The sequence below is a fragment of the Brevundimonas sp. genome (genome assembly GCF_036659295.1).
Classification (GTDB): Bacteria; Pseudomonadota; Alphaproteobacteria; order Caulobacterales; family Caulobacteraceae; genus Brevundimonas.
In genome coordinates, this window is sequence record NZ_JAVXCU010000084.1 from 1 (window position 1) to 9,852 (window position 9,852).

The following is a 9,852-nucleotide window of genomic DNA, read 5'->3' on the forward strand; positions in this document are numbered from 1 at the left end:
TGGACGGTAATATGGTGGAATTCGAGATCACGGATAATGGACGCGGCATTGCGCCCAAGGACCATGAACGGATTTTCGAGCTGTTCCGCCGCTCGGGGCGTCAGGACCGTCCGGGTGAAGGTCTGGGTCTGGCCTTTGTCCGCAGCAGTGTGCGCCGCCTGGGTGGCCAGATCACTGTCAGGTCCGATCTGGGCAAGGGAACGACCTTCCTTGTCCATCTGCCACAGCACCAGCCCGTACGTGTAGTCTGAGGATAGGATTGATGAGTAATTCCGTGAAAATCGTGATGATCGAGGACGATCACGGCCATGCGCGATTGATCGAGAAAAATATCCGCCGTGCCAATATTTCCAACGATATCGTTCACTTTGACAGTGGCGAGGCGGGCCTGGCCTATCTGTTGGGAGACGGCGGGCAACAGAACGGGTCGATCCTGATCCTTCTGGACCTGAACCTGCCCGATATGTCCGGCGTGGACATTCTGGCAAAAGTCAAAAGTGACGAGGTTTTACGACGCGCTCCGGTTGTGGTCTTGACCACGACGGATGATCGCGCCGAAATACAGCACTGCTATGATCTGGGCTGCAATGTCTACATTACCAAGCCGGTGGACTATGAAGCCTTTGCTCAGGCCATCCGCCAATTGGGCCTGTTCCTGTCTGTGATGCAGGCCCCCATAATCAGTGCAGAGTCCTAAACTGTTTCGCCTGCTTTATATTGATGATGATCCGGGCCTTGGCCGCCTGATCCAGAAACAGCTCGAGCGGGCCGGTCACAAGGTTGATCTGGCTATCGACGGCGATACGGGTCTGGGGCTTTTGTCCACGCACACCTATGATGTTTGTGCGCTGGACCACCATATGCCGGGGCGTGACGGGCTGGATGTGCTGCCGGAAATTCTGGCCATCGAGAATGCACCACCCGTCGTCTATGTGACCGGCGCGCAAGACAGCCGTATCGCGGTTGCGGCTCTGCGCACGGGGGCTGCTGACTATGTCATCAAGGATGCGACTGAAGACTTCCCGCACCTGTTGCTGCGCGCGGTCGAGGATGCGCTGGAGCGCCGCCGTCTGTCGCTGGCGGCCGAGCGCGTGCAGGCCGAGGTGCTGCGAGAGCGCGACCGTGCCGAAGCCTTGCTGCGCGAGGTCAACCACCGTGTCGGTAACTCGCTGCAACTGGTGACCAGCTTTATCCACCTGCAACGGCGTCAACTGACCGATGTGGCCGCGCGCGACGCGCTGGATCGTGTGCAGGCGCGCATCGAGGCCGTGTCGCAGGTCCATCGCCTTCTCTACACCTCGGGTGATGTGACGGGCGTGGCACTGGACGGTTATTTGCAAGGGCTGGTGGACGAGCTGTCCTTCTCGATGGCGGCGGACAAGGGGCCGAGCACAATCTTGCGGGCCGATCCGGTCTGGGTCTCCACCGATCAGGCTGTGGCGGTCGGGGTGATCGTGGCCGAACTGGTCACCAATGCCGTCAAATATGCCTATCTGCCGGGGGCAGGCGGGGAAATCCGCGTGCTGTTGGGCCATGACGGAAGTGCTTCGGTGCGGCTCAGCGTCGAGGATGACGGTGTGGGGATGGGCGACGCCAACCCGAAGGGCACGGGACTGGGCGGCCAGATACTGGCGGCAATGGCGACGGATCTGGGATCGAAGATCCATTTCGACAGTTCATCGCAAGGCACGCGTGCGCATCTGGTTTTCACGGCCCAAGGCGTTCGCAAATCACCTTTGGACCTGTAAAAGCGTCCTATGAAGCTACAATTCGGTAATGCCCGCGCGGGGCTGGAGTATCGTCATCGCGCTGCTGTGTTCGGCATTGCCGAGCGCGACGGGCGTATTGCGTGCGTGCATATCCGCCGCGACAAAGGGGCCTATTTCGATCTTCCCGGCGGTGCCGTCGAAGGCGAGGAAACCGAGGCCGAGGCTCTGGTGCGAGAGTTCGGCGAGGAAACGGGACTGGATGTGGTGCCGGTGGACCGGCTGACCGAGGCGTCCCAGTATTTCGTCCGCACGGACGGTCAGGCGCTCAATAATGTCTGCGGTTTCTGGAGCCTGACGATCAGCGGCTCAACCCCTGCCAACAAGCGCGAGGAAGACCATCAACTGGTCTGGTTGCTCCCTGAAGAGGCCTTGGTGGCGCTGCGTCACGATGCCCATGTTTGGGCGGTTTCGGCATGGTTGCGTTGGCGTGCGCAGGTGTCGCAGGCCTGATTTTCAGGAACGCTCTTCCGCTCGGGACGTTTTCTTCATAACCGCAACTTCCCGTGCGGTCGTACTCAAGGAGACGTCTTATGGCTGATAAAGATCGCATTGAAGGTGCCGCCAAGAATATCGGTGGCAAGATCAAAGAAGGCATCGGCAATCTGACGGGCGACGAGAAGCTGAAAGCCGAAGGCAAGGCCGACCAGATCGAGGGCAAGGCCCAGAATGCGTTTGGCGGCCTTAAGGACACCCTCAAGGGCAAATAGGCCCTCAAGGTCCCATCACAGATTCTTAAAGGCCGCTCCGTAAGGGGCGGCCTTTGTTCTGCTTATTTAGTCAGAACACGCATGGCCTGATCCAGACCTTCCAGCGTCAGGGGGTACATACGTTCCTCCATCAGTTCACGCAGCAGCGTGACCGAGGCCGTATAGTGCCAGTGACGCTCTCCGACAGGATTGAGCCACACCGATTTGGGCCATTGCTCGCGAGCGCGTTTCATCCAGACCGCTCCCGCTTCCTCGTTGAAATGTTCGACCGAGCCACCGGGGATGGTGATCTCGTAGGGGCTCATACTGGCGTCGCCAATGAAGATAACGCGCCAGTCGCTGCCATATTTGTGGATCAGGTCCCATGTCGGAATGCGTTCGCTATGGCGACGGCGGTTATCCTTCCACACGCCCTCGTAGAGGCAGTTGTGGAAATAGTAGAATTCAAGGTTCTTGAACTCTGTTTTGGCTGCCGAGAACAGCTCCTCGCACATCTTGATATGGCCATCCATCGAGCCGCCGATGTCAAAGAGGATCAGCACCTTGATGGTATTGCGGCGCTCGGGCCGCATGTGGATGTCCAGCCAGCCCTGACGGGCGGTGCCGTCGATAGTGCCGTCGATATCCAACTCGTCCGGCGCGCCGGAACGGGCAAAGCGGCGCAGACGGCGCAGGGCGACCTTGATGTTGCGGGTGCCCAGTTCGACACTGTCGTCGAGGTTTTTGAACTCGCGTTTTTCCCACACCTTGACGGCGCGACCGTGCTTGCCGGTGCCGCCGATGCGGACGCCCTCGGGATTATAGCCACCATTGCCGAACGGGCTGGTGCCGCCCGTACCGATCCAGCGATTGCCGCCCTGATGGCGTTCTTTCTGTTCTTCCAGACGCTGTTTCAGCGTCTCCATCAGCTTGTCGAAACCGCCCATGGCCTCGATCTGGGCCTTTTCCTCTTCGGAGAGGAATTTCTCGTTCAGCAGTTGCAGCCAGTCTTCGGGAATGTCGGTGGTCAGGTCCTCGCCCGCACCGGCGCTTTCGATGCCCTTGAAGGCCTTGCCGAAGGCCTGATCGAAACGGTCATAGTGCTTCTCGTCTTTCACCAGCACGGCACGCGACAGATAGTAAAAATCGTCGATGCTGTGCTCGCCCACATTGCGGTCCATGGCCTCCATCAGATGGAGCCATTCCTTGGGCGTCACCGGCACCTTGGCATCGCGCAGGGCTGTAAAGAAGGGCAGGAGCATGGGCGTGGGACCGGATGAAAAGCGTGGCCCACATAGACCACGCAGCCTTGGGTGCGTCTATGCGCGGCGCAGGATGAACTCGTCGTCCATCCATGTGCCGACAGGATACTGGTATTCGCCGACTTTTTCGAAGCCATAGGCGTTGTAGAGTTTTTGCGCCTTTTCGTTGCCGCTCCAGACGCCGATCCACAGGGCACCCGAGGTGCGCTCCTGCATCCAGTCCATCGCCTGTTTCATCAGTGTGGTGCCAAGGCCCAGACCTTGGGCGTCCTTGGAGACATAGAGGCGGCGCAGTTCGTATTCGCCATCCTTGGCATCGGGGTGGGGCAGGCCGTTGGGGCCAAGATGGCACAGGGCCAGAATCTCGCCATCGCGTTCCGCCACCCAGAACACACAGTTCGGCTCGGCAAGGCGTTTGGCCAGCGCGGCCTCGCCAAAGCTGTCCTTGTAAAACACGGCCAAATCATCTGCCGGATAGGGCACTTTGAAACCGTCGATAAAGGTTTCCGTAAAGGTGCGGCAGCTGAACTCTGACAGGGCAGGCAGGTCACGGGTTTCGGCGTCACGGATGATGATCTGGTTCATGCAGGCTGGATTAGCGCCAGATGGCTTTCATCTCCAGACCTTAAGCACGAGATGGGGAAAACATGGGCCTCACTGTCACAGGCTTGTGATTGCAGTGATTTTTCAAGGCGGCTAACCAGAGAGTCGAATACGACAAAAGTCGCAAACTTGTTTAGGTCCAGACAGGGGGCATGGGGCGCAACAGGCTGGATATCAAAGCTTTTGCATCCCGATATGATGACTTCCACTACACAGAGCCCTGTTTCCACCCAAGCGCGTGACGGGGGCGCTAAAACCGGCACCATCACCCTGGCACGGCACGGGCGACCGGCCTTGTCACGCAAATGCTGGCTGACATCGGACGGTTATCGCGACTGGTGGCGGCGCTATGATCTGGGCGGTTTGCAGGCGGGCCAGACCGCGCCACAAGAACTGGTGGATACTGCCAGCAAGGCCGATGTGATCTTTGTCTCGACCTTGCGGCGTGCGCAGGAAACGGCACAGGCGGTGACGGGCGGCCGAGATATCATCACCGACGCCATCTTTGTCGAAGCGCCCCTGCCGCCACCGCATACGCCGTCATGGTTCAAGATGCCGCCGCGCTTATGGGGCGTGACGGCGCGTATCTGGTGGCATCTGTTTAACCGCCGCGATGGACATGAAAACCGCTCGGAGGCGGAAAACCGTGCCGATCGCGCGGCGCAGATGCTGATCGAGCGGGCAGAGCGGGGGCAGGACGTTCTGGTGCTGGCCCACGGCTATTTCAACCATATGATCGGCCAGAAACTGAAGGCGCGCGGATGGCGTCTGACGCTGGATCAGGGCTTTAAATACTGGAGCCAGCGCCGCTTTGAAAAAGGCTGAACGCTGATCCTTTGTCACGGCAAGCGAAGCAAGGATTGAACCCTTGCCGCGCGGGCTCTAGGTTGCGCCCATGACCGAAGCAGCTTCGCCCAATACCATCCCCGCCGACCTCAGCTTCGAGGGCGCTTTGCAGCGCCTTGAAGGTATCGTGTCCCGACTGGAATCCGGTCAGGCCGGGCTGGAAGAATCCATCACCCTGTATGAACAGGGCGCCCAGCTCAAAGCCCATTGCGAGGCCCGTCTGAAGGCTGCGCAACTGCGCGTCGAAAAGATCGTGGTCGGTCCTGACCAGCAGGCGCAGGGCGTGCAGGCTGCGGACTTCGGTTGATGTCGGGCGATGCGCTGGCTCCTCTGATCGGATTTGGCGACTTTCTGAAGGTCGATATCCGCATCGGACAGATTGTCGTGGCCGAAGCCTTTCCCGAGGCCCGCAAGCCCGCCTACAAGCTGGCCATCGATTTCGGGCCTCTGATCGGCGTCAAACGCTCGTCGGCCCAGATCACCCATCATTACACCCTAGAGGAACTGCTTGGACGTAAGGTCGCAGCGGTGGTGAATTTCCCGCCCCGCCAGATTGGACCGGTTATGTCCGAGGTTCTGACACTGGGTTTTCCTGATGCCGACGGCCATGTGGTGCTGGTCGGTGTCGATCGTGACCTGCCCTTGGGCGGGAGACTGTATTGACTATCTTGGCTGCAAACTCTCCTGAACAGGCCGTGCTGGACCGCGTGGCCGAAGTGGCCGATCAGGTCACGGTGGCGCTGGACCGCCTGTTGCCGCGTGGCGACGGCCCTGAAAGCCGTCTGACCGAGGCCATGCGCTATGCGGCGCTGGGTCCGGGCAAGCGCCTGCGCCCGTTCTTTGCGCTGGAGGCGGCGCGTCTGTTTGATCTGGACGAGGATCAGGTGTTGCGGGCGGCCTGTGCGCTGGAATGCGTTCATGCCTATTCGCTGGTGCATGACGACCTGCCGGCGATGGACGATGACGACATGCGTCGTGGCCGCCCCACCGTGCATATCGAATATGACGAGATGACCGCCATTCTGGCCGGTGATGCCCTCCAAACGGCGGCCTTTGATATTCTGGCCGACGAGGACACCCACGAGGATGCGTCCATCCGTTGCGAGCTGGTCAAGCAACTGGCCTTTGCCTCGGGCGCGCAGGGTATGGCCGGTGGCCAGATGATCGATCTGATGGGCGTGCGCGACGACCTTGGCGGCGTGGCACGCATGCAGCGCCTGAAGACCGGCGCGCTGTTTGCCTATGCGTTCGAAATCCCCGTCATCATGGCCCGCGCAACCGATACCCAGCGCAATGCCCTGATTAATTTCGCCCATGACATCGGTCTGGCCTATCAGATCGTTGACGATGTGCTGGATGCCGAAGGCTCGCCCGAGGAAATGGGCAAGGCTGCGGGGGGCAAGGATGCGGCTCTCGGTAAAACCAATTTCGTAACCCTGCTGGGTGTCGAGGCGGCGCGACAGAGGGTCGCGCATCTGGCCGATCAGGCCCGCTCACACCTTGATGTTTTCGGTGCCGATGCCGAAATCCTCAAAGCCAGCGTGGATCTAGTCCTTAAGCGCCGGTCGTAAGAGAACTGTCCGTCCCGTGACGGGTTAGACATAATCGACCTTCGTGTTTCAGCCTTTGAAGGCTATTTCAGAACCTATGCCGAATACTCCTTTGCTCGACACCGTAAACATCCCCGCCGACATGCGGGATTTCGACATTCCCCAGTTGAAACAACTGGCGGACGAAGTGCGGGCTGAAACCATTGATGCCGTCTCGGAGACGGGCGGGCATCTGGGTGCCGGTCTGGGCGTGGTCGAGCTGACGGTCGCGCTGCACCACCTTTTGGAAACGCCCAAGGACATCCTGATCTGGGATGTGGGTCACCAGTGCTACCCGCACAAAATCCTGACGGGACGCCGTGACCGTATGCGCACCATCCGTCAGGGCGGTGGTCTGTCGGGCTTTACCAAGCGTTCCGAGAGCGAATACGACCCGTTCGGCGCGGCCCACGCCTCGACCTCTATTTCCGCAGGGCTGGGCTTTGCCTCGGCGCGCGACCAGAAGGGCGAGAACAACAAGGTTGTGGCCGTTATCGGTGACGGCTCGATCACGGCGGGCATGGCCTATGAGGCGATGAACAACGCCATCGAGGCGACGGACGGCCAGTTCATGGTCATCCTCAACGACAACGACATGTCGATTGCCCCGCCGGTCGGGGCCATGAGCGCCTATCTGGCCAAGCAGGTTTCGGGCGACGCCTATCAGCGCGTTCGCAACTTTGGCAAGAAGTTCGTCGACCACATGCCGCGCCCGATCCGCGAGACGGCCCGCAAGGCCGAGGAATATGCCCGTGGCATGGTTGCCGGTGGCACCTTCTTCGAGGAGCTGGGCTTCTACTATGTCGGGCCGATTGATGGCCATGACATGAACCATCTGGTGCCGATCCTCAAGAACGCGCTCAAGATCACCGACAAGCCGGTTCTGGTTCACGTCGTGACGCAAAAGGGCAAGGGCTATGCCCCCGCCGAGAACAGCGCCGACAAATATCACGGCGTGGTCAAGTTCGACGTGGAGTCGGGCAAGCAGGCCAAGGCCATCTCGAATGCGCCCAGCTATACCAAGGTGTTCGGCACTGAGCTGATCAAACATGCGGCCAATGACCCGACCATCGTCGGCATTACTGCGGCCATGCCGTCGGGTACGGGCATTGATCTGTTTGGTCAGGCCTATCCGGACCGCGTCTATGATGTGGGCATTGCCGAACAGCACGCTGTGACGTTCGCGGCTGGTATGGCTGCGGATGGCATGAAGCCGTTCTGCGCCATCTATTCGACCTTCCTGCAACGCGGTTACGATCAGGTGGTCCACGATGTGGCCATCCAGTCGCTGCCGGTTCGTTTTGCCATGGACCGTGCGGGTCTGGTCGGCTCTGACGGCTCGACCCATGCCGGATCGTTCGATATCGGCTTTATGGGCGCTCTGCCGGGCATGGTGCTGATGGCTGCCGCCAACGAAGCCGAACTGGCCGCCATGATCGCCACCTCGCTGGAAATCGATGACCGCCCTTCGGCCTTCCGCTATCCGCGCGGTGACGGCGTGGGCGTGGAAATCCCCGAACTGGCCAAGCCGCTACAAATCGGCAAGGGCCGCATCGTCAAGGAAGGCACCAAGGTTGCCATCCTGTCGCTGGGCACCCGCCTGCAGGAAAGCCTGAAGGCCGCAGATACGCTGGAACAGGCCGGTATCTCGACCACGGTCGCCGATGCCCGCTTTGCCAAGCCGCTGGACGAGGACATGATCCTGCGTCTTGCCAAGGACCACGAAGTGCTGATCACGGTGGAAGAGGGCGCTATGGGTGGCTTCGGCGCCTTCGTGCTGCAAATGCTGGCCGAAAAGGGCGCTCTGGACCGCGGCCTCAAGATCCGCACCATGCACCTGCCGGACATCTTCCAGGACCATAACAGCCCCATGGCCATGTACGACGAGGCTGGCCTCAACGCCAAGCACATCGCCGCCAAGGCGATCGAGGCTTTGGGTTAAGGCTCAAATTTTCGAAAACTGCCGTCATCCTCCGACAAGCCGCATAGCGGCGCAGATCGGGGGACCCAGCGGCGCGCGATAGCGCGAAACAGGCGGGCATTACGGGTGTCGTAAAGATCACCTCCGGTGCCGCTGGGTCCCCCGGTCGCGTCTACGAAGCGCCGGAGGATGACGAAGATGCTTTAATACGCCAGCGCCAGCCCGTCTTTGCGCATCTCTGACGCGGCACCGTAGGTCCAGCGGCCGTCGGGGTTTTGCTGCATCATGACGTTCTGGTAGCCGCCGAAGCCGCCGTCGGTGGGGCCGAGGCTCCAGCCCATATCGGCGAGGCGCAGCTTGGTGGTGCTTGGCACGCCGTTTTCCAGATGCAGTTTGCCAACGCCTTCCTGCGGTTCGCCGGTCGGCTCCGAGGAGCCATAGTGCTGCCAGCGGGGGGCATCGCCTGCTTCTTGCGGGTCGAGGCCGTAATCGACCATGTTGATGATGATCTGGGCCTGTCCTTGCGGCTGCATGCCGCCGCCCATGACACCGTAAGCCATCCACGGCTTGCCATCCTTGCAAGCAAAGCCCGGAATGATGGTGTGGAACGGGCGCTTGCCCGGCGCATAGATGTTGGGATGGCCGTCAGTGGTGGCAAACAGTTCGCCACGGTTCTGGAACATGAAGCCCAACGTGCGCCCGCGACGATCGGCAGGCACCAGTCCCGAACCCATGCCGCGATAGTTGGACTGGATCCAGCTGACCATCATCCCGTCCTTGTCGGCCACGCTGAAATAGGTGGTGTCGCCTTGTGTAGGGGCATCGCCGGGGAAGGCGCGGTCCATGACGCGGTTAGGGTTGATCAGGGCGGCACGCTGCGCCGCATAGGGCTTGGAGTTCAGATATTCCACGGGGGTTTTGCTGAACCGCTCGTCGGCAAACCATTTGGCGCGGTCTTCAAACGCCAGACGCTTGGCCTCGGCCTGATGGTGGATAGAGGCGGCGGACTGGAAGCCCATGGCCTTCAGGTCGAAGTTTTCGCAGATGTTCAGAATCTGGTTGGTCGAAAGGCCCTGGGTGTTTGGACCCAATGAATAGACCTCTACGCCGCGATAGGTGGTCTTGATCGGCTCCACCCACTCGGTCTGGTGGGCAGCAAGGTCGCCGCGACCGATC

13 protein-coding genes are annotated in these 9,852 nt (G+C 60.5%); 10 read left to right on the forward strand and 3 right to left on the reverse strand.

The features are described 5' to 3' along the window. From RSB01_RS11970 to RSB01_RS11990, 5 genes are all read left to right on the forward strand, one after another. Positions 1-251 (forward strand): ATP-binding protein (locus tag RSB01_RS11970; protein WP_332625535.1); only part of this gene is annotated, 251 nt, incomplete at its 5' end. Positions 252-262: 11 nt separating this feature from the next. Next, positions 263-697 (forward strand): response regulator, encoded by a 435-nt coding sequence (locus RSB01_RS11975; protein ID WP_332590936.1) that lies wholly within the window; start codon positions 263-265, stop codon positions 695-697. Further along, positions 684-1,748 (forward strand): response regulator, encoded by a 1,065-nt coding sequence (locus tag RSB01_RS11980; RefSeq protein WP_332590937.1) that lies wholly within the window; start codon positions 684-686, stop codon positions 1,746-1,748. Before RSB01_RS11975 ends, RSB01_RS11980 begins: the two co-directional genes overlap by 14 nt. A 9-nt stretch (positions 1,749-1,757) precedes the next feature. Beyond that, a complete protein-coding gene (locus RSB01_RS11985; RefSeq protein ID WP_332625536.1) occupies positions 1,758-2,219 on the forward strand; it encodes an NUDIX domain-containing protein in 462 nt (153 codons plus the stop codon). Between the two features lie 80 nt (positions 2,220-2,299). Further along, a complete protein-coding gene (locus RSB01_RS11990; RefSeq protein ID WP_167176687.1) occupies positions 2,300-2,476 on the forward strand; it encodes a CsbD family protein in 177 nt (58 codons plus the stop codon). 62 nt (positions 2,477-2,538) lie between these two features. Here the strand turns inward: RSB01_RS11990 and RSB01_RS11995 are convergent, their stop codons facing one another. Both RSB01_RS11995 and RSB01_RS12000 read right to left on the reverse strand, forming a co-directional pair. Next, positions 2,539-3,717 (reverse strand): VWA domain-containing protein, encoded by a 1,179-nt coding sequence (locus RSB01_RS11995; RefSeq protein ID WP_332620729.1) that lies wholly within the window; start codon positions 3,715-3,717, stop codon positions 2,539-2,541. A 57-nt stretch (positions 3,718-3,774) separates the two neighbouring features. Continuing rightward, entirely contained in the window at positions 3,775-4,302 is a 528-nt protein-coding gene (locus tag RSB01_RS12000; protein WP_332590630.1) for a GNAT family N-acetyltransferase, read from the reverse strand. Between the two features lie 213 nt (positions 4,303-4,515). Here RSB01_RS12000 and RSB01_RS12005 point away from each other — a divergent pair, with 213 nt between their 5' ends. The 5 genes from RSB01_RS12005 (at position 4,516) to dxs (ending at position 8,697) form a co-directional block, all read left to right on the forward strand. Further along, entirely contained in the window at positions 4,516-5,145 is a 630-nt protein-coding gene (locus RSB01_RS12005; RefSeq protein WP_332620293.1) for a histidine phosphatase family protein, read from the forward strand. 70 nt (positions 5,146-5,215) lie between these two features. Beyond that, entirely contained in the window at positions 5,216-5,473 is a 258-nt protein-coding gene (locus RSB01_RS12010; RefSeq protein WP_332590632.1) for an exodeoxyribonuclease VII small subunit, read from the forward strand. Then, a complete protein-coding gene (locus RSB01_RS12015) occupies positions 5,473-5,829 on the forward strand; it encodes a tRNA-binding protein (RefSeq protein ID WP_332590633.1) in 357 nt (118 codons plus the stop codon). The genes RSB01_RS12010 and RSB01_RS12015 overlap by 1 nt, the downstream gene beginning before the upstream one ends. Beyond that, positions 5,826-6,737, forward strand: coding sequence for a farnesyl diphosphate synthase (locus RSB01_RS12020; protein ID WP_332590634.1), 912 nt, complete (start codon positions 5,826-5,828; stop codon positions 6,735-6,737). Before RSB01_RS12015 ends, RSB01_RS12020 begins: the two co-directional genes overlap by 4 nt. A gap of 76 nt (positions 6,738-6,813) precedes the next feature. After that, entirely contained in the window at positions 6,814-8,697 is a 1,884-nt protein-coding gene (gene dxs / locus RSB01_RS12025) for a 1-deoxy-D-xylulose-5-phosphate synthase (RefSeq protein WP_332590635.1), read from the forward strand. A 182-nt stretch (positions 8,698-8,879) separates the two neighbouring features. On the opposite strand, the gene RSB01_RS12030 is transcribed toward dxs, so the two are convergent. Continuing rightward, positions 8,880-9,852, reverse strand: a 973-nt coding sequence (locus tag RSB01_RS12030) for a gamma-glutamyltransferase (protein WP_332625537.1), incomplete at its 5' end; no start/stop codon positions are given.

Excerpts from the sequence above, each read along its gene's own strand:
- RSB01_RS11975 (WP_332590936.1), top strand. The coding sequence starts at position 263 with ATGAGTAATTCCGTGAAAATCGTGATGATCGAGGACGATCACGGCCAT.
- RSB01_RS11985 (WP_332625536.1), top strand. The coding sequence starts at position 1,758 with ATGAAGCTACAATTCGGTAATGCCCGCGCGGGGCTGGAGTATCGTCAT.
- RSB01_RS11990 (WP_167176687.1), top strand. The coding sequence starts at position 2,300 with ATGGCTGATAAAGATCGCATTGAAGGTGCCGCCAAGAATATCGGTGGC.
- RSB01_RS11995 (WP_332620729.1), bottom strand. The coding sequence starts at position 3,717 with ATGCTCCTGCCCTTCTTTACAGCCCTGCGCGATGCCAAGGTGCCGGTG.
- RSB01_RS12000 (WP_332590630.1), bottom strand. The coding sequence starts at position 4,302 with ATGAACCAGATCATCATCCGTGACGCCGAAACCCGTGACCTGCCTGCC.
- RSB01_RS12005 (WP_332620293.1), top strand. The coding sequence starts at position 4,516 with ATGATGACTTCCACTACACAGAGCCCTGTTTCCACCCAAGCGCGTGAC.
- RSB01_RS12010 (WP_332590632.1), top strand. The coding sequence starts at position 5,216 with ATGACCGAAGCAGCTTCGCCCAATACCATCCCCGCCGACCTCAGCTTC.
- RSB01_RS12015 (WP_332590633.1), top strand. The coding sequence starts at position 5,473 with ATGTCGGGCGATGCGCTGGCTCCTCTGATCGGATTTGGCGACTTTCTG.
- dxs (WP_332590635.1), top strand. The coding sequence starts at position 6,814 with ATGCCGAATACTCCTTTGCTCGACACCGTAAACATCCCCGCCGACATG.